We start from the raw sequence: 22,780 nt of genomic DNA on the forward strand, positions 1-22,780 counted from the left end.
GTCCATCGGCGACAGGCTATCCGGTCAACCAACGGTGCCAACCGGCAACTACGGCATCGAGGTCGGCGCCCAGGGTTTCCCGGAGCGCAGTGGCCACATCCGGGTGCCCGGGTTCGCAGGCGCGCAGGTACAGCTCACGCAGCGTGCCGATGCCGTACGCATCGGCGACATAACGGCTGAACCACCATGCCCGGTCGTAGGCCAGACTGCGGGCGGCGCCGGGTGTGTCGAGATCGGCATCGGTGGGCAACTGGGCCAGCTCGCCGGCCCGGGACGGACCGGGGACCGGCGCGGGTGGCCTGCCGACGTAGTCGGCCACTCCCTCGGTGAGCCAGCGGGGCGCGTCGGCCGCGGTCCGCGAGCGCGCCGCATAATGAAAAAGTTCATGGCGCAACACGATTCGTAACGCAGCCGGGCTCATGCCGGCAGCCCCGGGGGCGAACATGATCCGCTGCCTGGTGGTGGTAGCGGCGATGTCGGCGGCTCCGCCGGCCAGCACCCGGAACTGTTCATCGGAGCCTGCGACTGCGATCTCGATGTCGCGCGGCCAGTCCGGGCCCCAGAACGCCGTCACCGCAGCGGCAGCCGCGCCGAGTTCGGGGCCGAGACGGTCCAGCAGGGCCGAAGATTGCGGCCCGCCGAGGGCCAGCAGCAGGGCGGTGCGCCCGTCGGGTAACACCATCGAGGTGACGGGCTCCGGCGGTGCCGAGACGGCAGGAGACGAGGTGACTTGCGGCGGCGCAGCCGGCAGCGACGGCGAGGGTGAGGCGGACCGCCAGAGCAGCGCGGTCGCCAACGCCAATTCCACCAGCAATACCGCGACCAGCAGCCGCCTGCGGGTGCTCAGATCAGAGCCGCTGTCGGATGACTCAGTAACGACGAACGTTGTAGATCGGCGCATTGTTGACCGGGGCGACCCTCACCGGGGTGCCGTAGGTCGACGCGTGCACCATCATTCCGTCGCCGATGTAGATGCCGACGTGGGAGGCGTCGGAGTAATAGGTCACCACGTCACCGGGCTGCATCGAATCTGACGAGACGGGCTGACCGCCGCGGGCCATGGCCTGGCTGGAATGCGGCAGGGAAATCCCGGCGTGCTGGAACGCCCACATCACCAGGCCGGAGCAGTCGAAGGAGCTGGGACCGGCCGCGCCCCAGGAGTACGGCGAGCCGATGCGGCTCAGCGCGGCCTGGATGACGGTGCCGGAATGTCCGTCGCCCCCACCTGGGAGTGCGCCTTCCGGTGGGGCGACGTCACCGGGCGGAATGCCGTTCGGCGGGTCGGCCAACACGGCGGGATCCTGCGCCGGCGGCAACGCCTCGGGGGCAGGCACCGGCGGGGTCGGCGGCAGGGCGTTCATCGCTTCCCGCTGGGCCGGGCTCAGGGCCTGGTACTGCGACTTCACGATCGCGATCTGCACCTGCAGCTGGCTTTGCTTGGATTGCAGCTCGGCGCGCACCGCGGCAGCCTGCTCGGCGGCGGTCTTGGCGTCGGCGGCCGATTTCGCCGACTCACGCTCGGCCACAGCGGCCTTCTCGCCCACCGAACGGAAGTTCTTCATCTGCGCCGACATCTCGGTCGCCATCACCCGCTGCACGGCGAGCTGCTCGATCAGCTGCTGCGGTGAGCCGGCCGTCAGGATGGCATCGACGCCGGAGGTGCGACCGCCCATGTACTGGGCCGCAGCTACCTTGTTGACCGAAGTTTGAAAGGTTGCCAGCTGTGACTTGGCCTCATCGACCGTCGCGGTGTCCTCGGCGTGCTTACGCTCCGCAGTCTCTTGGGCGGCAACCTTGTTGTTCAGGTCGAGCTGCGCCGAGTGCATGGCCTCGGTGGTCTGCTCGGCCTGCCGGGACAACTCATTGAGCTTTGCCATCGCATCGTCGGCGGGATCGGCCTGCGAACTCGCGGCCAAGAATCCGGATATCAAGGTCAAGCTCGCTATTGCACCTGCAACGGGTCGCTTGAAACGACTTGTGGGCCGGTGCGCGCGCTCGTGCCTCAAGTTTTTGTCCTCACAACTGGCGATGGCGAGCCGCCTCGAACTGCTCTTAGGTCTCAGATAGGTTACGAAACGGCATCGGCCTTGTCCAACAGAAGCTGCAAATTTAACAGCTCACCCGGAATATTTTCCTGTGCACGAAGCGCTGCGTGTCGTCAGGCGACGCCAGATCTGCCGTTCCGGTGAATGGGCACGAGCCGCAGCCGTGGCGCAAGGCCCACGTCAGCGAGCACTTCCAGTGCCTGACGCTCGTCATCCAGCAAAGTTTCGGGAGCCCCGAGCAGAACACTGACGACGCAGTCCTGGCAGCCGGGCCCGCGTACCGCGCAATCGTCGCAGTCGATGGTCACGCTGCCGGTGTCGGGCTCATGGGGGTGGGGCTCGTCGGCGTAGAACCAGTTGTCCTGGCGTACTCCGCTCATCTTGACCGTCCTCTCGATCGGTGTTGGGCGCACGCTATCGGGACGGACCGACAAGTAGCGGCGCGCCGATCCGGCGCGACACGCGGACAGCCGGCCTCAGATTGTCGGGGGCAGTGCCTACCGTCATCGGCATGGGCCAGCGCAAGATCGCCGATGCCGAGCAGCTGGCCTTCGGCTTTGGCTCGGACGGCGCCATGGACGCCCTCTCGCTTGCCGACACCACCTTCGTGGTGGTGGATCTGGAGACCACCGGGGGCCGGGCCACCGCGAAGACACCGGGCGACGGCTACGACGCCATCACCGAGATCGGCGCGGTCAAGATCCGCGGCGGCGAGGTGATCGGCGAGTTGGCGACGCTCGTCGACCCCGGCCGGGCCATCCCACCGCAGATCGTCGAGCTCACCGGGATCACCACGGCGATGGTGCGCGATGCGCCGCGCATCGAGTCGGTACTTCCCGCGTTCCTGGAGTTCTCCCGAGGTGCGGTGCTGGTCGCCCACAACGCCGGCTTCGACATCGGCTTCCTGCGGGCGGCAGCCCAACGGGCGGAGCTCGGCTGGCCGCGGCCTCCGGTGCTGTGCACGGTCAAACTCGCCCGCCGCGTACTCACCCGCGACGAGGCGCCGAGCGTGAAACTGTCGGCCCTGGCCCGCCTGTTCGGGGCGTCCACAACACCCACCCACCGCGCCCTCGACGATGCCCGTGCCACCGTCGACGTCCTGCACGGGCTGATCGAGCGGGTCGGCAACCAGGGCATCCACACCTTCGCCGACCTGAAGAACTATCTGCCCGACGTCACACCGGCTCAGCGACGCAACCGCTCACTGGCCGACCGGCTGCCCAACCGTCCCGGCGTGTACCTGTTCCGCGGCCCCTCCGACGAGGTGCTCTACGTGGGCACCGCAGTCGATCTGCGCCGCCGGGTCCGCCAGTACTTCACCGGCGCCGACCCGCGGACCCGGATGAAGGAGATGGCCTCGCTGGCGCGCGCCGTCGACCACGTCGAATGCGCCCACGATCTGGAGGCCGGGGTCCGCGAGCTCCGATTGCTCGCAGCGCACGCGCCGCCGTACAACCGGCGCTCCAAGTACCCGCAGCGGTGGTGGTGGGTGGTTCTCACCGACGAGGCCTTCCCACGACTGTCGGCGGTGCGAAACCCGGGGCACCGCACCGCTTTCGGACCGTTCTCGGCCCGATCCGACGCCATCGGATCGGCGGCGCTGCTGGCCCGGTTCACCGGGGTGCGCACCTGCACGGCCCGCTTCGGCGCGGCAGCCGTGCACCGCTGTCCCGAGGTCGAGCTGTCCCCGTGCCCGGCACCGCAGGACACCGGGGCCGCGCAGTACGCGGGGGCGGTGCAACGTGCCACCGCACTGATCGACGGCACCGACCACAGTGCGCTGGCGGCCACGCTCACCCATATCGGCGAGATCGCGACAGCCCGGCGGTACGAGACCGCGGCGCGGCTGCGCGATCACGCCGCGGTCGCCATCGAGGCGCTGTGGCGGGGGCAGCGGTTGCGCGCCCTGGCCGATCTCCCCGAACTCGTGGCCGCCCGCGCCGACGGCCACGGTGGCTGGCATTTCGCGGTGATCCGCCATGGCCAACTGGCCGGGGCAGGCACAGCCGGGCGCGGGGTTCCGCCGATGCCGGTGGTCGACGCGATCTGCGCTGCCGCGCAGGTGATCCTGCCCACCGCAACACCTTTGGGTGGCGCGCTCGTGGAGGAGACCGCGCTCATCGCCCGCTGGCTGGCCGCACCCGGGGTCCGCATCGTGCGGACCGACACCGGCTACGCGACACCGATCGGGGCGGCGGGTCGCTACGCGACGTGGGCCGCCACCGCCCGCTCGGCCCGCCTGGCCGCGGCCCAGCAGCAGAACTCAGAACTGCAGGCTGAACCGCACCCAACGCGCGAGCAGTTGTTCGGCCGCACCCGAGTCGATCGCCTCGACGGCCCGCTCCAGACCGGCCTCCCACGCCGGCACCCACTTGGCGTCGCTGGCTAGCCCGGCATGGGCGACCATGGCGCCCGCCGCATTGAGCACCACCGCGTCACGCACCGGGCCCTTGGCGCCGCCCAGCACGGCCCGCGCCTCGGCGGCGTTGGCCGTGGCGTCACCGCCGACCAACTCCCTGATGTCCGCGCGCTTGAATCCGAAGGCCGCCGGGTCGAACTTCAGCCGGTCCACCGTCCCGGCCTGGACGCGCCAGATGGTGCTGGTGGTCGTCGTGGTGAGCTCGTCGAGACCGTCGTCGCCGTGCACCACCAGCACGCTGGAACCACGGGCCGCGTAGACCCCGGCCATCACCTCGGCCAGGTCGTCGAAGGCACAGCCGATCAGCCCCGCCCGCGGCCCGGCCGGATTGGTGAGCGGCCCAAGCAGATTGAAGACCGTGGGAACCCCGATCTCCCGGCGCACCACCGAGGCGTGCCGATACGACGGGTGGAACTGCGGCGCGAAGGCGAACCCGATCCCCACCTCCGCGACACTGCGCGCCACCTCATCGGGGCCCAGGTCGATCCGCACCCCGAGGGCCTCCAGGGTGTCCGCGCCACCCGACAGCGAGGACGCCGCCCGGTTGCCATGTTTGATCACCGGAACGCCACAGGCCGCCACCACGATGGCCGCCATGGTCGACAGGTTCACCGTGTTGGCACCGTCGCCACCGGTCCCCACGATGTCGACGGTCTCGTGACCGATCCGATCCGTCGGTACCCGACGCGCGTGCGACAGCATGATGTCGGCCAACTCCCCGACCTCCGCCGAGGTCGGTCGCTTCATCTTCATCGCCACGGCGAAGCCGGCGATCTGAGCCGGCGTCGCAACTCCGGTCATGATCTGGTCCATGGCCCAACCCGCATAACCGTTGGGCAGGCTCTGCTCGGTGGTCAGGCGCCCGAGAATGAGGGGCCACGACGGTGCCGCCACAGAGCCGGACGACGATGCGGATAGCGATGAAGATGCAGGAGCCACCGCCGAATGCTATCGCCCGGGCGGGACTCGTCTCCGGGGCGCGGGGAACCCAACGCGACACGAATCCGACCAATTGCTCGACCCGGGTGGAGTTCGACAACTACAAAGCGTCATACTTGCGGATGTGACGAGCGCTGTAGGTACCTCGGGAACGGCAATAACGTCGCGCGTTCATTCGCTGAACAGACCGAACATGGTCAGTGTCGGCACCATCGTGTGGCTTTCCAGTGAACTCATGTTCTTTGCTGGACTCTTCGCGATGTATTTCACCGCGCGCGCGCAAGCCGGTGGCGACTGGCCGCCCGAGCCGACCGAACTCAATTTGGCCCTTGCTGTTCCGGTGACGCTGGTTCTGATCGCGTCATCCTTCACCTGCCAGATGGGCGTGTTCGCCGCCGAGCGCGGCGACGTGTTCGGGCTGCGCCGGTGGTATGTGATCACGTTCCTGATGGGCCTGTTCTTCGTACTGGGCCAGGGATACGAGTACATCCACCTGGTCGAGCACGGCACCACCATCCCGGGCAGTGCCTACGGATCGGTCTTCTATCTCGCGACCGGTTTCCACGGCCTGCACGTCATCGGCGGACTTGTTGCGTTCATCTTGCTGCTGGCCCGCACAAAGATGAGTAAGTTCACGCCCGCGCAGGCCACCGCGGCGATCGTCGTCTCGTACTACTGGCACTTCGTCGACATCGTCTGGATTGCGCTGTTCGCCACCATCTACTTCGTCCGCTGATCGGCCGGCCGATGTTCGATTCGATGAGAAGGGGTTCGATGACCAGCAAGTCGCGCCGACGACTGCGCCGACGACTGTCAGCAGGTCTCCTGCTGTTGGTCGGCCTGTCAGTCGCAGGTGGTGTTGCGGCCACGCTGACACCCACACCGCAGGTCGCAGTCGCCGACGAGTCTCAGTCGGCGCTGCTGCGCACCGGTAAGCAACTGTTCGACACGTCGTGCGTTTCGTGCCACGGCGCCAACCTGCAGGGTGTGCCCGATCGTGGGCCCAGCCTGATCGGCACCGGCGAGGCCGCGGTGTACTTCCAGGTGTCGACCGGTCGCATGCCCGCGATGCGCGGTGAGGCCCAGGCACCGTCCAAGCCCGAGCACTTCGACGAGAACCAGATCGACGCTCTCGGCGCCTTTGTTCAGGCCAACGGCGGCGGCCCGACCGTGATCCGCGACGAGCACGGCGGCGTGGCCCAGGAATCGCTGATCGGGTCCGACGTGGCCCGCGGCGGCGACCTGTTCCGGCTGAACTGCGCGTCCTGCCACAACTTCACCGGCAAGGGTGGCGCGCTGTCCTCCGGTAAGTACGCGCCGGACCTCGGCGAGACCGAGCCGGCACAGATCTACACCGCGATGCAGACCGGGCCGCAGAACATGCCCAAGTTCTCCGACCGGCAGCTGTCGCCGGAAGAGAAGCGCGACATCGTCGCCTACGTCCGTGAGTCGGCTCAGACGCCCAGCTACGGCGGATACGGGCTCGGCGGCTTCGGCCCCGCTCCCGAGGGCATGGCGATGTGGATTATCGGAATGGTCGCCGCTATCGGCGTGGCAATGTGGATCGGGGCACGAGCATGACCGACAACACCCCGAAGATCCCGTCCGACGCCGAACTGGCTGAGATGTCGCGTGAGGAGCTCGTCGAGCTCGGCGGCAAGATCGACGGTGTCGAGACCATCTTCAAGGAGCCGCGCTGGCCGGTCCCCGGCACCAAGGCGGAGAAGCGCACCGAGCGGCTGGTGGCGTACTGGCTTCTGCTCGGCGGGCTTTCGGGCCTGGCGCTGCTGCTGGTCTTCCTGTTCTGGCCGTGGGAGTACCAGCCCTTCGGCTCGGAGGGCGAGTTCCTCTACTCATTGGCCACCCCGCTGTACGGCCTGACCTTCGGCCTGTCGATCCTGGCGATCGGCATCGGCGCGGTGCTGTTCCAGAAGAAGTTCATCCCCGAGGAGATCTCGGTCCAGGACCGCCACGACGGGCGTTCCCCCGAGATCGCCCGCAAGACCATCGCGGCCAACCTGACCGACGCCCTCGAGGGCTCGACCGTCAAGCGTCGCAAGCTGATCGGTTTGTCGCTGGGCATCGGCCTCGGCGCATTCGGGGCCGGCACCCTGGTGGCCTTCATCGGCGGTCTGATCAAGAACCCGTGGAAGCCCGTGGTGCCCACCGCGGAAGGCAAGAAGGCCGTGTTGTGGACCTCGGGGTGGACGCCCCGATTCCACGGCGAGACCATCTACCTGGCTCGCGCGACCGGACGTCCCGGTTCGTCGCCGTTCGTCAAGATGCGGCCCGAGGATCTCGACGCCGGTGGCATGGAGACGGTCTTCCCCTGGCGCGAGTCTGACGGCGACGGCACCACCGTCGAGTCCGAGCACCACCTCACCGAGATCTCGATGGGTGTGCGTAATCCGGTCATGTTGATCCGCATCAAGCCGGCCGACATGCCCCGCGTGGTCAAGCGAAAAGGCCAGGAGAGCTTCAACTTTGGTGAGCTGTTCGCCTACACCAAGGTCTGCTCGCACCTGGGCTGCCCCTCGTCGCTGTACGAGCAGCAGACCTACCGCATCCTGTGCCCGTGCCACCAGTCGCAGTTCGACGCGTTGCACTTCGCCAAGCCCATATTCGGTCCGGCTGCGCGCGCGTTGGCGCAGCTGCCCATCACCATCGACAAAGACGGCTACCTGGTCGCCAACGGCGACTTCGTCGAGCCCGTCGGACCGGCATTCTGGGAGCGCAAATCATGAGCCCTGACCTTGCCAAGATCGCTGCCGCACAGGGCGATGCGATCGATTCCCGTTACCACCCCTCGGCGGCGGTGCGCCGGCAGCTGAACAAGGTGTTCCCCACCCACTGGTCCTTCCTGCTGGGTGAGATCGCGCTGTACAGCTTCATCGTGCTGCTGATCACCGGTGTCTGGCTGACGCTGTTCTTCGATCCGTCGATGGCACACGTCACCTACGACGGCGTGTACCAACCGCTGCGGGGCGTTCAGATGTCGCGGGCCTACGAGTCCGCACTCGACATCAGCTTCGAGGTGCGCGGCGGTCTGTTCGTCCGCCAGATCCACCACTGGGCCGCACTGATGTTCGCCGCATCGATCATGGTGCACATGGCACGCATCTTCTTCACCGGTGCGTTCCGCCGCCCGCGTGAGGCCAACTGGGTGATCGGCTCACTGCTGCTGATCCTGGCGATGTTCGAGGGCTACTTCGGTTACTCGCTGCCCGACGACCTGCTGTCCGGTATCGGTCTGCGCGCCGCGCTGTCGTCGATCACCCTGGGCATGCCGATCATCGGAACCTGGCTGCACTGGGCGCTGTTCGGCGGGGACTTCCCCGGCGAGATCCTGATCCCGCGCCTGTACGCACTGCACATCCTGTTGATCCCGGGCATCATCCTGGCCCTGATCGGCGCGCACATGGCGCTGGTCTGGTTCCAGAAGCACACCCAGTTCCCCGGCCCCGGCCGCACCGAGCACAACGTGGTCGGCGTGCGCGTCATGCCGGTGTTCGCGGTGAAGTCGGGTGCGTTCTTCGCGATGATCACCGGCGTGCTCGGCCTCATGGGCGGTCTGCTGACGATCAACCCGATCTGGAATCTGGGGCCCTACAAGCCGTCTCAGATCTCGGCGGGTAGCCAGCCCGACTTCTACATGATGTGGACCGAAGGCCTGGCGCGTATCTGGCCGGCCTGGGAGTTCTACCCGTTCGGTCACACCATCCCCGCGGTGGTCTGGGTTGCCTTGATCATGGGCGGTGTCTTCGGTCTGTTGATCGCCTACCCCTTCATCGAGCGGAAGGTCACCGGCGACGACGCCCACCACAACCTGCTGCAGCGTCCGCGTGACGTGCCGGTGCGTACCGCGATCGGTGCCATGGCGATCGCGTTCTACATGGTGCTGACCCTGGCCGCGATGAACGACATCATCGCGCTCAAGTTCCACATCTCGCTGAACGCGACCACCTGGATCGGCCGTATCGGCATGGTGGTGCTGCCGGGGATCGTGTACTTCATCGCCTACCGCTGGGCCATCTCGTTGCAGCGCAGCGACCGTGCGGTGCTGGAGCACGGCATCGAGACCGGCATCATCAAGCGCCTGCCGCACGGTGCCTACGTCGAGCTGCACCAGCCGCTGGGACCGGTGGACGACCACGGCCACCCGATCCCGCTGGAGTACCAGGGCGCTGCCCTGCCGAAGCGGATGAACAAGCTCGGTTCGGCTGGTTCACCCGGCACCGGCAGTTTCCTGTTCGCCGATCCGGCGGTCGAGCACGATGCGCTCACCGAGGCTGCCCATGCCTCCGAGCACAAGGCCCTGACCGCCCTGCGCGAACAGCAGGAGCGAAATGGCAACGGGGAGACCAACGGTCACCACTGACCACTCCCCTACCCCGAACAATCGCCGCAGCCTCTCGAAAGAGGTTGCGGCGATTGTTTTATGTGCGGGGGTACGGAGCCGGCGACGACGAGTGCTACGGCCAGGTGCCCTTGGGCCCTGACCGCGGCGCCGGCCCGGCAGGCGGGTGCGTCGTCTGCAGTGCCGCCCCTGGAACCGGGGTGTTCTGCAGCGCACCGAGGCACAGGCCCAGACGCCCAGGGAGGCAAGGGATGTTGCCGGAGCCGCCCAAGCTGTTGCTCGGGCTGTTCTCCGACCAACAGATGCCGGTGGTCGGGTCCAGAGTGCTGCCTCCCGGACAGGGCGCCGACGTCGCCGACGGAGCCGCCGCCAGAACCGCGGAGGCCAGCATCGTGCTGCACAGAGTCGCCAACAGGAGCTCGGGTGCCCTGGTTCTGATCAACATGTCATGGTCTCCGCTACGGGGTGATCTTGGTCTGCTCGTCGATGACCTTGGCTGCGTCGATCACCACATCCTTCTGCCCTTCCGGGGCCTCGGCGTTGAGCTGCAGCACGAACAGGGCGTCGTTGCCGGGGATGACCACGGTCTTCTGGGCGATCACGCGCGCTTCGCCGTTGTGGGTGTAGGTGCCGGCTGACCGGACCGCCTCGAAGCCACCCAGCGTGGCCTTCTCGGGATCCATCACCGACTTGTAGTCCGGCAGGTTCTGCGACATCCCCGGCGCGTGCTTCAGGACCTCGGCCGCGTCCACGTTGCCGGTCAGCTTCGATGCGATGGCGATGATGGCCGGTGGATCGGCGGGATCCACCGGCTTGTCGTAGACGATGGCGCCGTAGGCCCAGTCGGGTGTCTTGTCACCTGCACTGCTCCAGCCCGGAGGGAACGGGAAGTCGAAATCCGGCGTGCCGGGCTCGTCGGGCTTGAACGGCGTCTCGGCGATCTTGTTCTCGGTGATGTAGTCGTTGATCGTCTTGTTCGGACCGGTGATGTTCGGCCGCTCTGCGGCGGCACTCGTGGTCGTCGTCGCCGAGGTGGCACCGGAGGAGGTTGTGGGCTCGGTCTTGGTGTCAGTCCCGCAACCGACAAGCGAAATGCCCACGCCGGCCGCTACCAAGCCCGCCAAGAGCTTTCTCATGCGCGGCCTCGCCTTCCGTGTCGTTGGCCCCTTGTCCGCACCTGGACACCGAGGCTACGCACCAGCCGGCACGTTTCGCAGCAAAACCCGAGATGCGCTGGGCCTCGCGCGAGTTCAGGAGGGCAACGCGTCGAACTGGCGCACCGCCACGATCGGCAGCGCGACGATGCCGACAATGACCACACCGGCCAGGCCATAGAGGCACCAGGCCGCCACCTCACTGCCCGTCGCCATCAGATAGGTGGCCAGCCCGATGACTGCTGCGCCCAACCCGATGGCGCAGACGAGCGCCAGGATGCAGCGCAGCCACAGCGCCTCGGCCGCGGCGGCGCCGCCGTTGCCCGCGGCGTAGCGGCTCATCTCGACCGGCGCGGCCCGGTAGCTGCCCCCGATCGGGCGTGGTGAGCGGGCCGGCGGCTGAGGCCTGCGTCCGGGCTGGCGGTTGTCGGCCTGGGCTCGGGCCCGCAGCAGCAGCGGCACCGCCCCGGCGATCACCAACACCGACAGGCCGATCACGGTGTACAGCACCCAGGGAACGTCGGCGTTCTCGGAGCCCTGCGGATGGCTACGACCCAGGTCCACCAGGGCGACGACGGCCGCCACTCCGGCGCCCAGCGCCGCGAGCCACACCGCGGCGCAGGCGCCCAGCAAAACCCGGTCGGTGGTCTCGAGTTCGCTGATGGGCGCGGACATCAGCAGGCAGTCTGTGCGGAGTTGTTGGCGTTGGACGAAAGCACCGTGCCGTCACTCGCCGTGATGGAGCAGTTCAGTCTGCTGACCAGGAACAGGCTGGACGCCTCGACCGAGCCGACATCCGAGTTCGAGATCGGGGTCATCGTGAAGGTCCACGGGATGTAGACGTTGCGCAGGGTGCGCCGGTTTCCGTTCCCGTCGACGTAGGTGATCGTGATGATGTCACCCGGCGCCTTGGTGCCCGTCACCGAATAGGTCACCTGACGCGGTCCGGCATGCGTCGTGGTGGTGGTCGGCGGGGCCGACGTACCCGGGGCAGGCGGAGGTGCCTCGCCGGTCGGCGCAGGCGCCGGCGGGGGCGGCTCGGTCACCGTCACGGTCTCCGGAGGCGGCGGGGGCGGGGGCTCCTCGGACGTGGGAGGTGGCGGCGGAGGCGGCGGCGGAGGCGGAGTCGTCGTGGTGATCTCGTCCTGCACCGGCGGCGCCGACGTAGTGGTGCTCGGCTTCGGGGTGGCCAGGTTGGCGGTGTCCTCATCCCGGGTGACCAGGACGGCCACCGAGGCCACCAGGGCGACCGCGGCGATGATGGCGGTGACACCGACCACCCACGGCCAGCGCGGCGGTGGGGCCGTGTCGACGAGTTCGGTCGCCGGGTCGTAGTCGTCGTAGTCGTAGAGCGCCACGTCGGCGGGCACGTAGGGCCCACTGGTGAACTGCTCCGACTCGGGCGCGGAGTAGGCCTGCGAGTAGAACTCGGTCTCGCCGCCATCCGCGTCAGCGCCCGCCACCGGAGTCCGATCCTCGGGTGCGGAGTGTTTTCCGGGTTGATCCGGCAAATCAGAACCGGAGGCACCCGGTTCCGGGGGATTCGGCCCGCTCATCTACGCCTATCCTTCTCGACAACTTCACTGCCACGCGGAACGAACGAAACCGTTCGCTGGTGACAGTGCCCCGGCAACATTACCCAACGAGGTGAAGCCGGCGAGTCCGGCGCTGCCGGTGGCGGATGAAGTGACGGCCCGATTGTGACCTGAGCAGGCCACAATCGGCACGTCCGGACGGGGTCAGTGCTTCTCAGGACCCCAGTAGTACTCGAAGACCAGGCCACTGACCGCCATCAGCACGAAGCAGATGCCGGCGACCATCAACCAGGGCAGCCACAGGGCGGTACCGACCGCGGCGACCGAGAAGGACAGCGCGATCAGGATCGGCCACCAGCTGTGCGGCGAGTAGAAGCCGAGTTCCCCTGCGCCGTCACTGATCTCGGCATCTTCGTAGTCCTCGGGGCGGGTGTCGAGACGCCGCGCCACGAAGCGGAAGAAGGTGCCGGTGATCAAGGTCAGGCCGGTGGTGAGGGCGAGCGCGGTGGTACCGGCCCACTCCACGCCACCGGTGGCGAACATCGCCGTCAACACGCCGTAGACCACCGCCGACAAGGCGAAGAACGCCGTGAGGATCTCGAACAGTCGAGCTTCAATATGCATTGCGTGTAGCCCCTACTTGCTCGCCTGCGGTGCCTGCTCACCGCGTCGGGTATCGAACGGGTGCGTGGTGGTGGCCAGCGGCGGCTGGTTGATCGCCGTCAACGCCTCGGCATTGGTCTTGCCCGCGTTGCGCTGGTCGATGTAGGCCTTGAAGTCATTGGGTTCGACGACCCGGACCTCGAAGTTCATCATCGAGTGGTAGGTGCCGCACATCTCGGTGCAACGCCCGACGAACGCGCCGGTCTGCTCGATCTTGCTGACCTGGAAGATGTGGTCCGAGTGGTTGGCCACCGGGTCGGGCATCACGTCGCGCTTGAAGAGGAATTCCGGCACCCAGAAACCGTGGATCACGTCCGCGGAGTTGAGCTGGAACTCGATGCGCTTGCCCACCGGGAGGACCAGCACCGGAATCTCGGTGGAGGTACCCAGGGTCTCGATCTTGTCGAAGTTCAGGTAGGTGCGGTCCTCAGGGTTGAGACCGTGCACCGCGCCGACCTTCTCCTGGCCGTGCGCATCCTTGCCCTCGGGCTTGGACGTCATCGCGGCCTTGCGCTCGGGGTCGACACCGTCGTAATCGAACGTGCCGTCGGCGTAGTCGATCTTCTGGTAACCGAACTTCCAGTTCCACTGGAAGGCGGTCACGTCGATGACGACCTCGGGGTTCGGGTCCTTGTGCAGCATGCGCTCCTGGACCACCACGGTGAAGTAGAAGAGCACCGAGATGATGAGGAACGGGATGACCGTCAGCACCAGCTCCAGCGGCATGTTGTAGCCGAACTGGCGCGGCAGCTCGGTGTCGCCCTTCTTCTTCCGGTGGAACGCGCTCGACCAGAAGATCAGAGCCCACACGATGGCGCCCACAACGAAGGACGCAATCACGGAGCCGATCCACAGCTCTCGGTTGAGTTTGCCCTCCGGAGTGATTCCGGTCGGCCAACCGAGCGCGAGTGCGTCCTGCCAGCTGCAGCCGCTCAGCAAGAGCGCTGAGCCACCCAGGACAATGGTCAACAACGCCGCTCGGGCCACCTTCTTAAGCCCGCGAGGTGTCACGTTGGCGCCTCCTAGATCGGTATTTCGCGACCGCGACCGGTCGTTGTTTTGCGAATACTACGCAGCGTAGACCACGCCGGTCCACGGGAGCGAAGCGACTCGGGAATGGGATCGCAACGCGAGCGGAGGGACCGGCGCGACCGCGCGGGTGGTGGTCTCGGGAAGCCGCCGGATTAGGCATACTGACGCGGTGTGTGGACTGCTCGCCTTGGTAACTGACCCAGCCCAATCCACCCAGGGTGACGCCTCCCCCGACGCCGGATCGCGGCTGGTCGACGCGGTGGCGGGCGCCTCCCACCTGATGCGTCACCGCGGCCCCGACGAGCCCGGCACGTGGGCCGACACCAGCGGCGACGCCACTGTGGTGCTCGGTTTCAACCGGCTGTCGATCATCGACATCGCGCACAGTCACCAGCCGTTGCGCTGGGGACCCGCCGACGCGCCGGACCGCTACGCACTCGTCTTCAACGGTGAGATCTACAACTACCTGGAGCTGCGTGAGCAGTTGCGCACCGAGTTCGGTGCCGTATTTCACACCGACGGCGACGGCGAGGCCATCGTGGCCGCGTACCACCACTGGGGCGCAGACGCGCTGAATCGACTGCGCGGCATGTTCGCGTTCGCGGTCTGGGACACCGTCGAGCGTGAATTGTTCTGCGCCAGGGATCCGTTCGGCATCAAACCGCTGTTCATGGCCACCGGGCCCGGGGGCACCGCGGTGGGCAGCGAGAAGAAGTGCCTGCTGGGCCTGGCCGACATTCTCGGGCTGGACCTGACCATCGACGAGCGGGCGGTGCAGCACTACACCGTGCTGCAGTACGTACCCGAACCCGAGACGCTGCACCGCGGCATCCGCCGGCTGGAGTCGGGCAGCTACGCGCGCCTGAAGCCCGGCGGTCGTCCCGAGGTGACGCGCTACTTCTTCCCGAAGTTCAACGCGGTGCCTTTCGTCAAGGGCGCCGAGCAGTCCCGCTACGACGAGATCACCGCCGCCCTGGAGGATTCGGTCGCCAAGCACATGCGCGCCGACGTGACCGTCGGCGCGTTCCTGTCCGGCGGCATCGATTCGACGGCCACCGCGGCGCTGGCGATGCGACACAACCCCCGGTTGATCACCTTCACGACCGGATTCGAGCGGGAGGGCTTCTCCGAGGTGGACGTGGCCGTCGCGTCCGCCGAGGCCATCGGCGCCCGGCATGTCACCAAGGTGGTCAGCCAGGCTGAGTTCGTCGAGGCGCTGCCCGAGATCGTCTGGTACCTGGACGAGCCGGTGGCCGACCCGGCTCTGGTGCCGTTGTTCTTCATTGCCCGCGAGGCCCGCAAGCACGTGAAGGTGGTGCTGTCCGGCGAGGGCGCCGACGAGTTGTTCGGTGGCTACACGATCTACCGGGAACCGTTGTCGCTGCGGCCTTTCGACTATCTGCCGCGTCCGGTGCGCAAGTCGCTGGGCAAGGCGTCCAAGCCACTGCCCGAGGGCATGCGCGGCAAGAGCCTGCTGCACCGCGGTTCGCTGACGCTCGAGGAGCGCTATTACGGCAATGCCCGCAGCTTCTCCGATGAGCAGCTGCGGGCGGTGCTTCCGGGTTTCCGGCCGGAGTGGACGCACACCGACGTCACTGCCCCGATCTACGCCGAGTCGCGGGGTTGGGATCCGGTGGCCCGCATGCAGCACATCGATCTGTTCACCTGGCTGCGCGGCGACATCCTGGTCAAGGCGGACAAGATCACCATGGCCAACTCACTGGAGCTGCGGGTGCCGTTCCTGGACCCCGAGGTGTTCGCGGTGGCGTCCCGGCTGCCCGTCGATCAGAAGATCACCCGCTCGACCACCAAGTACGCGCTGCGCCGGGCACTGGAGCCAATCATTCCGGCCCATGTGCTCAATCGGCCCAAGCTGGGCTTCCCGGTCCCGATCCGGCACTGGCTTCGCGCCGGAGAGCTGATGGACTGGGCCTACGCGATGACGGCCTCGTCGGGAGCGGGGCAGTATGTCGACCTCGCCGCCGTGCGCACCATGCTCGACGAGCACCGCAGCGGCGTCAGTGATCACAGCCGCCGGCTGTGGACCGTGCTGATCTTCATGCTGTGGCACGCCATCTTCGTCGAGCACAGCGTGACCCCGCAGATCTCCGAACCGCACTACCCGGTACAGCTCTAGGCGGCTCTGGGCCCAGCGGGCCCAGAGCCGGCAGGCTAGTTGCCGAGCGCCTTGCCGATCTCGGCACCGGCCTCGGCACCGTAGGCGTCGGTGAGGCGCTGCACGGCCTCGGCCGCATCCCAGGTCCACTCCTGGGGGCCGGTCGCCTCGAGCACGAGCACCGCGACCAGGGAGGCCAGCTGCGCGGAGCGCTCCAGACCCAATCCGGCGCTGCGCCCGGTCAGGAAGCCGGCCCGGAAGGCGTCGCCGATACCGGTGGGGTCGGCCTGATGCTTCTCCGGCACGACGCCGACGTGCACGAACGTGCCGTCGGAGCTGACCAGATCGACGCCCTTGGCACCGAGGGTGGTGACGCGCATGCCGATCTGGCTCATCACCTGCGCCTCGCTCCAGCCCGATTTCTGAAGCAGCAGGTCCCACTCGTAATCGTTGGTGAACAGGTAGGTGGCGCCGTTGATGAGCTTGCGGATCTCGTCACCGGAGAGCCGGGCCAGCTGCTGGGAGGGGTCGGCGGCGAAGGCCAGGCCGAGCTTGCGGCACTCCTCGGTGTGCAGGAACATCGCCTCGGGGTCGTTGGCACCGACGATCACCAGCTCGGGCTTGCCGACGCGGTTCACCAGATCGGCCAGGGAGATGTTGCGCGCCTCCGACATCGCACCGGGGTAGAACGAGGCGATCTGGGCCATGTCCTCGTCGGTGGTGCAGACGAAGCGGGCGGTGTAGGCGCTGTCGGAGATCAACACGTTGCCGCAGTCGACGTTGGCGCCTTCCAGCCAGGTCCGGTACTCGGCGAAATCCTGTCCGGCGGCACCCACCAGCGCGACATCGCCGCCGAGGGCACCGATCGCGAAGGCCATGTTGCCCGCGACTCCCCCACGGTGGATCACCAGATCGTCGACCAGGAAGCTCAGCGACACCTTCTGCAGGTGGTCGGCCAGCAGTTGCTCGGAGAATTTGCCCGGGAACCGCATCAGGTGGTCGGTCGCGATGGATCCGGTAACTGCGATGGTCACGTAGTGTCACCCCTCATTTCGTTAAGTCGGCTACATAACAGTACCCGCGTGGGCCTTCCGGCGATCTGCGCGCAGAGTCGCACCTCGCGGGTTGCGCTAACCTGCGTATAACCGTATTCCCGGTCACCGTAGACGGCTGACCCACCTCCAGATCACGCGGGGAGCGTCATTTGATGACTGGTTCTTACCAGTACCCCGAGCACATTCCGCCCCAGCCCTATCCCGAGCCGGTGCCGACCGAACCGTCGGCATACCCCGGGACGCTCCCGCCGCCGGTGGCCTACCCCACGCGGCGGCGCTGGCCCAAGATTCTGGCGGCGCTGCTGGTGGTGGCGGCGTTGGGAGGGGTGCTGACGGCCGTGCTGGTCGCGGGCCGGCCCGGGACCGCGGCACCGGTGGTGGTCTCCGATGCGCGGGCGCAGGCCGCGATCCAGGAGTACCTCGACGCGCTGCTCGACGGGGATGACGAAACCATTGCGCGGCACACGCTGTGCGGGCTGTACGACGGGGTCAAGGACCGCAAGGCGGACCTCGCAGTGGCCGGACTGGCCAGTGACGCATTTCAGAAGCAATTCAGCCACGTCGAGGTGACGGGCATCGACGCGAACGTGCCGTGGTCCACCACGCAGGCTCAGGTGCTGTTCACCATGCAGGTCGCACCGGCCAGCGGGTCGATACGAGGCCAAAGCTCCACCGCCCAGGAACAGCAGGGCGTGGCACAGCTACTGGTGCAGAAAGACGGGAAGAACGAGCACGTTCTGGTGTGCTCGTATGTACTGCGCACCAGCGGTCAGTACTGACCGCTGGGCGTCAGCTCACGTCAGTTGAAGGAGTCGCCGCAGGCGCAGGAGCCGGTGGCGTTCGGGTTGTCGATCGTGAAGCCCTGCTTCTCGATGGAGTCGACGAAGTCGATGGTGGCGCCCTGAACGTACGGCGCGCTCATCCGGTCGACGACCAGCTTCACGCCGCCGAACTCGGCATTGAGGTCACCGTCGAGGGTGCGGTCGTCGAAGAACAGGTTGTAGCGCAGTCCGGCGCAGCCGCCCGGCTGAACCGCGATACGCAGCGCGAGGTCGTCGCGGCCTTCCTGGTCCAGCAGCGCCTTCGCCTTCGTCGCCGCAGCGTCGGACAGGGTCACACCGTGGGTTTCGGTGGAGGTGGCGTCCTGAACAGTCATAGCTCTCCCTAAACATCCCTGGGCATCAAGGAAACGCGAGGACGTACCACGCGTCTACTACCTCAACGGTACCTTGTTCCGGCGCTATTCCCGACTTATCCACAGGCCGGGGCATGTGGCCGGGCCACCTGCGGCGGGCAGTAACCTGGCAGTCGTGAAGCTGCTGGGCCGCAAGAAGGACAACGAAGGCGAATCCGCCGGGACCGACCAGGTCGTCGACGGGTCGGCCGGATCGACCGCCGCCGAATCTACGGCCGGCGGTGCGACCTCAGGCACCGCCCCCAAGGGCAGGCCGACACCAAAACGCAACGAGGCCGCCAAGCGTCGTGGCCCGGTCGCACCGGCACCGCAGACCTCCGCCGAGGCACGGCAGCGCCGCAAGGAGCTGCGCGGACCCAAGCTGTCCAAGGAAGAACGCAAGATCGAGCGGCTCACCCGCCGGGCCGACATGTCCGACCGCCGCGAGAAGATGATGGCCGGCGAGGAGTCCTACCTGCTGCCCCGCGACAAGGGCCCGGTTCGCCGCTATGTCCGCAACATCGTCGACTCCCGCCGCAATGTGCTGGGCCTGTTCATGCCCGCCGCCCTGGCGATGATCTTCTTCATGCTTGCGCTGCCGTCGCTGAAGTTCCAGCAGATCCTGTCGTACGCGATGCTGATCCTGGTCGTCATCATGCTGATCGACGGGTTCATCGTGGGCCGCAAGGTGAATCACATGGTGGACGAGAAGTTCCCCGACAACACCGAAAGCGGTTGGAAGCTCGGACTTTACGCAGCCAGCCGGGCGTCGCAGCTGCGCCGCATGCGCGCGCCGCGGCCGGCGGTCGAACGCGGCGACAAGATCTCTTGATGCCATTCCAGGCGGCCTGAGGAGTGCGCACCCTGGTGCTCGGCGGTATCCGCTCGGGTAAATCGCAGTGGGCCGAGACCGCGATCGCCCGCGCTGCCGGGGAGGCGCCCGTGCGCTACCTGGCCACCGGGCCCGGCGGCGACGGCGATCCGGCCTGGGCCGACCGCGTGAGCGCACACCAGGTGCGTCGGCCCGCGCACTGGCACACCGTGGAGACCTGTGATCTGTCCGGGGCGCTGAACTCCGGCGCCGGCGAGAGTCCGGGCACCGCAACGCTTGTCGACGACATCGGCGGCTGGCTGACCGCGACGATGGACCGCCTCGGCGCCTGGACCGGAGCACCCGTCGACAGCGAAGTCGATGTCCTCGTGCAGGCGGTGGACGCGTTCACCGCTCCCCTGGTCCTGGTCAGCCCCGAGGTCGGGCTCACGGTGGTGCCTGCCACCGAGGCGGGACGCCGGTTCGCCGACGAACTGGGCACGGTCAACCAGCGTCTGGCCACGGTGTGCGACCGCGTGGTGCTCGTGGTGGCCGGCCAACCGCTCACGGTGAAGGAGCCGTCATGACGGAATTGGACGAGGCCTTCGCCGCGGTCTCTGCACCAGATGCCGAGGCGGCCGCGGCGGCGCGAGCCCGCCAGGCCCGGCTCACCAAACCGCCCGGCTCCCTCGGTCGGCTGGAAGACCTCGCGGTCTGGGCGGCCTCGTGTCAGGGTGTGTGCCCGCCGCGGGCGCTCAACCGGGCACGCGTGGTGGTCTTCGCGGCCGACCACGGGGTCACCGCCGCAGGCGTTTCGGCTTTTCCGTCCGCGGTGACCGGCCAGATGGTGGCCAACTTCGACGCGGGCGGTGCCGCGATCAACGTGCTGGCCGAGGTGGCCGGCGCCACGGTGCGCGTCGCCGACATCGCCGTCGACTGTGACGAGCCCCTGTCCCCCGCGATCGGCGCCCACAAGATCCGCCGAAGCTCGGGCAACATCGCGGTCGAGGACGCCCTCGGCGAAGAGGAAGCGGTCGCGGCGATCTCGGCAGGGCGCCAGATCGCCGACGAAGAGATCGACGCCGGGGCCGATCTGCTGATCGCCGGCGATATGGGCATCGGAAACACCACGGCAGCAACAACTCTGGTGGCGGCACTGACGGGAACCGAACCTGTCGTGGCGGTGGGCCGCGGCACCGGCATCGACGACCAAGGCTGGATGCGCAAGACCGGCGCGGTACGCGACGCGCTGTACCGGGCCCGGTCGGTGACCAGCGATCCGGTGGGTCTGTTGCGGGTGTGCGGCGGTGCCGACCTGGCCGCGATGGCCGGGTTCCTGGCCCAGGCCGCGGTGCGGCGCACCCCGGTGCTGTTGGACGGCATGGTGGTGACGGCCGCGGCCCTGGTGGCCGAGAAGCTGGCACCGGGTGCGCAGGCGTGGTGGCAGGCCGGCCATCGGTCGACCGAACCGGCCCACACCCTGGCGCTGTCACAGCTGGGACTGGAGCCGATCGTCGACCTCGGCATGCGCCTGGGCGAAGGTACCGGCGCCGCGGTGGCGCTGCCGATCGTGCGGGCCGCGATCGCCACCCTGGCCTCGATGGCCACCTTCGAGGAGGCCGCAGTAGCCGGAATCTCCGAAGAGACACCGTGATTTCCGCGCTCGGCGGGGCGTTCGCGTTCGGCACGGTCCTGCCGGTGCGAACTTCGGCCGGTATCGGTCGGGGCGCGCTCACCGCGCTGCCCGTGGCCGGCCTGATGCTCGGGGCACTCGCGGCCGCGGTGGTGGCCGGTGGCCAGTGGGCCTTCGGCACCGGTGCTGCCCTGCCCGGCCTCCTGGCGGTGGCAGTGCTGCTGCTGGCCACCCGCGGACTGCACATCGACGGTTTCTGCGACACCGTCGACGGTCTTGGCTGTTACGGCCCGCCGGAGCGGGCACTGGCGGTCATGCGTGACGGCTCGGCGGGGCCGTTCGGTGTCGCCGCGGTGATCGTGGTGATCGGTTGTCAGGCAATGGCATTCACTCAACTCAGCGCGGTGGCCGTCGTCGTCGCCGTCACCACCGGACGCGTCGCGGCGGTCGTCGCCTGCCGGCGGTCGGTGCCCGCCGCAGCGGGAAGCTCACTGGGTGGTGCGGTGGCGGGCACCCAGCCGGTGGCCGTCGTGGCGGCCTGGGTGGGCGCCGTTGCCGTCCTGGCCGCATGGGCAGGTCCGCGGATGTGGCAGGGCCCGGCCGTGGTGCTGGTGGCCGTGGGCTGTTCGGCGCTGTTGGTCGCCCACTGCGTGCGACGGTTCGGCGGCATCACCGGCGACGTGCTGGGCGCCGCCGTCGAGGTGACGACGACGCTGACCGCGCTCGGGCTGGCGATCGGCTAGTTCAGCCGGGCCATCCAGCCGTGTGTATCGGCGAAGGTGCCGCGCTGGATCCCGGTCAGGGTGTCGCGCAGGGCCATGGTGATCTCGCCCGGTTGCCCGTCGGCGATGGTGAACTCACCGTCGGCGTGCTTGACGTGGGACACCGGGGTGATCACCGCCGCCGTACCGCAGGCGAACACCTCGGTGATCTCACCGGCGGCGGCCTTCTTCTGCCACTCGTCGACATCGATCTTGCGTTCCTCGACCGCGAATCCGGCGTCGGTTGCCAACTGCAGCAACGAGTCTCGCGTGATGCCCGGCAACAATGAGCCGGACAGCTCCGGGGTGACGAGCCTGGCCGAACCACCACTGCCGAAGACGAAGAACAGGTTCATCCCGCCCATCTCTTCGACGTAGCGGCGCTCGATCGCGTCCAGCCACACCACCTGGTCGCACCCGTTGTCGGCGGCCTGCGCCTGCGCGAGCAGCGAGGCCGCGTAGTTGCCGCCGAACTTGGCCGCACCGGTGCCGCCGGGTGACGCGCGCACGTACTCGTGCGACAGCCACACGCTGACCGGTTTGATGCCGCCCTTGAAGTACGCCCCGGCCGGCGAGCCGATCACCAGGTAGCGGTACTCGTTGGCCGGTCGCACGCCCAGGCCCGGTTCGGTGGCGATCACGAACGGCCGCAGGTACAGCGACTCCTCACCGCCGGCCGCGGGCACCCACGCCTCGTCGACCGCGATGAGTTGACGCAGCGATTCGATGAACACGTCCTCGGGAAGTTCCGGGATGGCCAGCCGCCGCGACGAGGTCTGCAGCCGCGCGGCGTTGGATTCCGGCCGGAAGGACACGATCGAGCCGTCCGCCCAGCGGTAGGCCTTGAGCCCTTCGAACACTTCCTGTGCGTAGTGCAGCACGATGGCCGAGGGATCGAGCTCGATCGGCCCGTACGGGACCACCCGCGGGTCGTGCCAGCCCTGTCCGGCGGTGTAGTCGATGGCCACCATGTGGTCGGTGTGGTACTTGCCGAAGCCGGGGTTGGCCAGGATCGAGTCGCGTACCGCATCGGTCGCCGGATTCGCGTTGGCTGAAACCGAGAACTCGAGATGGCCGCTAGTCATG

At 67.9% G+C, this 22,780-nt stretch carries 23 protein-coding genes and 1 pseudogene; 11 read left to right on the plus strand and 13 right to left on the minus strand.

All coding sequences use genetic code 11. The features are described from left to right. Positions 1-16 precede the first annotated feature (16 nt). From AB0876_RS24285 to AB0876_RS24295, 3 genes are all read right to left on the minus strand, one after another. Positions 17-901 carry a peptidase gene (locus AB0876_RS24285; RefSeq protein WP_526043127.1) on the minus strand — a complete coding sequence of 295 codons (885 nt, stop codon included), beginning with the start codon at positions 899-901 and terminating at the stop codon, positions 17-19. Then, on the minus strand, positions 870-2,006 hold the full coding sequence (gene ripC / locus AB0876_RS24290; RefSeq protein WP_526043128.1) for a peptidoglycan hydrolase RipC: 1,137 nt from the start codon (positions 2,004-2,006) through the stop codon (positions 870-872). Before ripC ends, AB0876_RS24285 begins: the two co-directional genes overlap by 32 nt. A gap of 152 nt (positions 2,007-2,158) precedes the next feature. After that, entirely contained in the window at positions 2,159-2,425 is a 267-nt protein-coding gene (locus AB0876_RS24295; RefSeq protein WP_491840585.1) for a hypothetical protein, read from the minus strand. Between the two features lie 194 nt (positions 2,426-2,619). On the opposite strand from AB0876_RS24295, the pseudogene AB0876_RS24300 reads away from it, so the two are divergent. After that, positions 2,620-4,371: pseudogene (locus AB0876_RS24300) on the plus strand (DEDD exonuclease domain-containing protein); the annotation flags it as partial. On the opposite strand, the gene trpD reads toward AB0876_RS24300, so the two are convergent. Beyond that, on the minus strand, positions 4,309-5,403 hold the full coding sequence (gene trpD, locus AB0876_RS24305; RefSeq protein WP_491840584.1) for an anthranilate phosphoribosyltransferase: 1,095 nt from the start codon (positions 5,401-5,403) through the stop codon (positions 4,309-4,311). The pseudogene AB0876_RS24300 and the gene trpD sit on opposite strands and share 63 nt — an antisense overlap. A gap of 124 nt (positions 5,404-5,527) precedes the next feature. Here trpD and ctaE point away from each other — a divergent pair, with 124 nt between their 5' ends. Genes ctaE through qcrB form a run of 4 tightly spaced genes read left to right on the plus strand, consistent with a single transcriptional unit; the run spans position 5,528 to position 9,781 of the window. Further along, a complete protein-coding gene (ctaE, locus tag AB0876_RS24310; RefSeq protein WP_003885537.1) occupies positions 5,528-6,139 on the plus strand; it encodes an aa3-type cytochrome oxidase subunit III in 612 nt (203 codons plus the stop codon). An 11-nt stretch (positions 6,140-6,150) separates the two neighbouring features. Then, the gene (qcrC, locus tag AB0876_RS24315) at positions 6,151-6,984 is read left to right on the plus strand and encodes a cytochrome bc1 complex diheme cytochrome c subunit (RefSeq protein WP_064883137.1); all 834 of its coding nucleotides are present in this window, start codon (positions 6,151-6,153) and stop codon (positions 6,982-6,984) included. After that, on the plus strand, positions 6,981-8,147 hold the full coding sequence (gene qcrA / locus AB0876_RS24320) for a cytochrome bc1 complex Rieske iron-sulfur subunit (protein WP_491840583.1): 1,167 nt from the start codon (positions 6,981-6,983) through the stop codon (positions 8,145-8,147). Before qcrC ends, qcrA begins: the two co-directional genes overlap by 4 nt. Next, positions 8,144-9,781: a cytochrome bc1 complex cytochrome b subunit gene (gene qcrB, locus AB0876_RS24325; RefSeq protein WP_044523629.1), complete on the plus strand. Its 1,638-nt coding sequence runs from the start codon at positions 8,144-8,146 to the stop codon at positions 9,779-9,781. The genes qcrA and qcrB overlap by 4 nt, the downstream gene beginning before the upstream one ends. Before the next feature lie 94 nt (positions 9,782-9,875). Here the strand turns inward: qcrB and AB0876_RS24330 are convergent, their stop codons facing one another. The 6 genes from AB0876_RS24330 to ctaC form a co-directional block, all read right to left on the minus strand. Next, the gene (locus tag AB0876_RS24330) at positions 9,876-10,205 is read right to left on the minus strand and encodes a hypothetical protein (protein ID WP_131812934.1); all 330 of its coding nucleotides are present in this window, start codon (positions 10,203-10,205) and stop codon (positions 9,876-9,878) included. A 13-nt stretch (positions 10,206-10,218) separates the two neighbouring features. Continuing rightward, positions 10,219-10,896 carry an envelope biogenesis lipoprotein LpqN gene (gene lpqN / locus AB0876_RS24335; RefSeq protein WP_491840582.1) on the minus strand — a complete coding sequence of 226 codons (678 nt, stop codon included), beginning with the start codon at positions 10,894-10,896 and terminating at the stop codon, positions 10,219-10,221. 114 nt (positions 10,897-11,010) lie between these two features. Next, positions 11,011-11,589, minus strand: a complete 579-nt coding sequence (locus AB0876_RS24340) for a DUF2561 family protein (protein ID WP_526043129.1) — start codon at positions 11,587-11,589, stop codon at positions 11,011-11,013. Further along, positions 11,589-12,470, minus strand: coding sequence for an MmpS family transport accessory protein (locus AB0876_RS24345; RefSeq protein WP_526043130.1), 882 nt, complete (start codon positions 12,468-12,470; stop codon positions 11,589-11,591). Before AB0876_RS24345 ends, AB0876_RS24340 begins: the two co-directional genes overlap by 1 nt. A 183-nt stretch (positions 12,471-12,653) precedes the next feature. Beyond that, complete coding sequence (ctaF, locus tag AB0876_RS24350; RefSeq protein WP_491840579.1) at positions 12,654-13,073, minus strand: cytochrome c oxidase subunit 4; 420 nt, start codon at positions 13,071-13,073, stop codon at positions 12,654-12,656. Positions 13,074-13,085: 12 nt separating this feature from the next. Continuing rightward, positions 13,086-14,123 carry an aa3-type cytochrome oxidase subunit II gene (ctaC, locus tag AB0876_RS24355; RefSeq protein ID WP_491840578.1) on the minus strand — a complete coding sequence of 346 codons (1,038 nt, stop codon included), beginning with the start codon at positions 14,121-14,123 and terminating at the stop codon, positions 13,086-13,088. Positions 14,124-14,313: 190 nt separating this feature from the next. Between ctaC and asnB the strand changes: the two genes are divergently transcribed. Beyond that, entirely contained in the window at positions 14,314-16,281 is a 1,968-nt protein-coding gene (gene asnB, locus AB0876_RS24360) for an asparagine synthase (glutamine-hydrolyzing) (RefSeq protein ID WP_491840577.1), read from the plus strand. A 35-nt stretch (positions 16,282-16,316) separates the two neighbouring features. On the opposite strand, the gene AB0876_RS24365 is transcribed toward asnB, so the two are convergent. Next, on the minus strand, positions 16,317-17,294 hold the full coding sequence (locus tag AB0876_RS24365) for a carbohydrate kinase family protein (protein ID WP_491840576.1): 978 nt from the start codon (positions 17,292-17,294) through the stop codon (positions 16,317-16,319). Positions 17,295-17,467: 173 nt separating this feature from the next. Here AB0876_RS24365 and AB0876_RS24370 point away from each other — a divergent pair, with 173 nt between their 5' ends. After that, positions 17,468-18,094 (plus strand): Rv0361 family membrane protein, encoded by a 627-nt coding sequence (locus tag AB0876_RS24370; protein ID WP_491840575.1) that lies wholly within the window; start codon positions 17,468-17,470, stop codon positions 18,092-18,094. 20 nt (positions 18,095-18,114) lie between these two features. Here AB0876_RS24370 and AB0876_RS24375 read toward each other — a convergent pair whose 3' ends face one another. Beyond that, the gene (locus tag AB0876_RS24375; protein WP_055115090.1) at positions 18,115-18,471 is read right to left on the minus strand and encodes a HesB/IscA family protein; all 357 of its coding nucleotides are present in this window, start codon (positions 18,469-18,471) and stop codon (positions 18,115-18,117) included. A 154-nt stretch (positions 18,472-18,625) separates the two neighbouring features. Between AB0876_RS24375 and AB0876_RS24380 the strand changes: the two genes are divergently transcribed. Genes AB0876_RS24380 through AB0876_RS24395 form a run of 4 tightly spaced genes read left to right on the plus strand, consistent with a single transcriptional unit; the run spans position 18,626 to position 21,676 of the window. Further along, positions 18,626-19,321 carry a DUF3043 domain-containing protein gene (locus AB0876_RS24380; protein ID WP_491840574.1) on the plus strand — a complete coding sequence of 232 codons (696 nt, stop codon included), beginning with the start codon at positions 18,626-18,628 and terminating at the stop codon, positions 19,319-19,321. Positions 19,322-19,344: 23 nt separating this feature from the next. Next, a complete protein-coding gene (locus AB0876_RS24385; RefSeq protein WP_526043131.1) occupies positions 19,345-19,887 on the plus strand; it encodes a bifunctional adenosylcobinamide kinase/adenosylcobinamide-phosphate guanylyltransferase in 543 nt (180 codons plus the stop codon). Continuing rightward, entirely contained in the window at positions 19,884-20,954 is a 1,071-nt protein-coding gene (cobT, locus tag AB0876_RS24390; protein WP_526043132.1) for a nicotinate-nucleotide--dimethylbenzimidazole phosphoribosyltransferase, read from the plus strand. Before AB0876_RS24385 ends, cobT begins: the two co-directional genes overlap by 4 nt. Continuing rightward, on the plus strand, positions 20,951-21,676 hold the full coding sequence (locus AB0876_RS24395; RefSeq protein WP_491840571.1) for an adenosylcobinamide-GDP ribazoletransferase: 726 nt from the start codon (positions 20,951-20,953) through the stop codon (positions 21,674-21,676). Before cobT ends, AB0876_RS24395 begins: the two co-directional genes overlap by 4 nt. On the opposite strand, the gene AB0876_RS24400 is transcribed toward AB0876_RS24395, so the two are convergent. Continuing rightward, positions 21,673-22,779 carry a branched-chain amino acid aminotransferase gene (locus AB0876_RS24400; protein WP_491840570.1) on the minus strand — a complete coding sequence of 369 codons (1,107 nt, stop codon included), beginning with the start codon at positions 22,777-22,779 and terminating at the stop codon, positions 21,673-21,675. The two genes, AB0876_RS24395 and AB0876_RS24400, sit on opposite strands and share 4 nt — an antisense overlap. Position 22,780 lies beyond the last annotated feature (1 nt).

It is taken from the genome of Mycobacterium sp. NPDC049093 (assembly GCF_040704635.1).
Taxonomy (GTDB): Bacteria; Actinomycetota; Actinomycetes; order Mycobacteriales; family Mycobacteriaceae; genus Mycobacterium.

Bases quoted from the DNA above. Each gene is read 5' to 3' on its own strand.
- AB0876_RS24285 (WP_526043127.1), bottom strand. From the start codon at position 901: ATGCGCCGATCTACAACGTTCGTCGTTACTGAGTCATCCGACAGCGGC.
- AB0876_RS24295 (WP_491840585.1), bottom strand. From the start codon at position 2,425: ATGAGCGGAGTACGCCAGGACAACTGGTTCTACGCCGACGAGCCCCAC.
- qcrC (WP_064883137.1), top strand. From the start codon at position 6,151: ATGTTCGATTCGATGAGAAGGGGTTCGATGACCAGCAAGTCGCGCCGA.
- qcrA (WP_491840583.1), top strand. From the start codon at position 6,981: ATGACCGACAACACCCCGAAGATCCCGTCCGACGCCGAACTGGCTGAG.
- qcrB (WP_044523629.1), top strand. From the start codon at position 8,144: ATGAGCCCTGACCTTGCCAAGATCGCTGCCGCACAGGGCGATGCGATC.
- AB0876_RS24330 (WP_131812934.1), bottom strand. From the start codon at position 10,205: ATGTTGATCAGAACCAGGGCACCCGAGCTCCTGTTGGCGACTCTGTGC.
- lpqN (WP_491840582.1), bottom strand. From the start codon at position 10,896: ATGAGAAAGCTCTTGGCGGGCTTGGTAGCGGCCGGCGTGGGCATTTCG.
- AB0876_RS24340 (WP_526043129.1), bottom strand. From the start codon at position 11,589: ATGTCCGCGCCCATCAGCGAACTCGAGACCACCGACCGGGTTTTGCTG.
- AB0876_RS24345 (WP_526043130.1), bottom strand. From the start codon at position 12,470: ATGAGCGGGCCGAATCCCCCGGAACCGGGTGCCTCCGGTTCTGATTTG.
- ctaF (WP_491840579.1), bottom strand. From the start codon at position 13,073: ATGCATATTGAAGCTCGACTGTTCGAGATCCTCACGGCGTTCTTCGCC.
- AB0876_RS24370 (WP_491840575.1), top strand. From the start codon at position 17,468: ATGACTGGTTCTTACCAGTACCCCGAGCACATTCCGCCCCAGCCCTAT.
- AB0876_RS24375 (WP_055115090.1), bottom strand. From the start codon at position 18,471: ATGACTGTTCAGGACGCCACCTCCACCGAAACCCACGGTGTGACCCTG.
- cobT (WP_526043132.1), top strand. From the start codon at position 19,884: ATGACGGAATTGGACGAGGCCTTCGCCGCGGTCTCTGCACCAGATGCC.
- AB0876_RS24400 (WP_491840570.1), bottom strand. From the start codon at position 22,779: ATGACTAGCGGCCATCTCGAGTTCTCGGTTTCAGCCAACGCGAATCCG.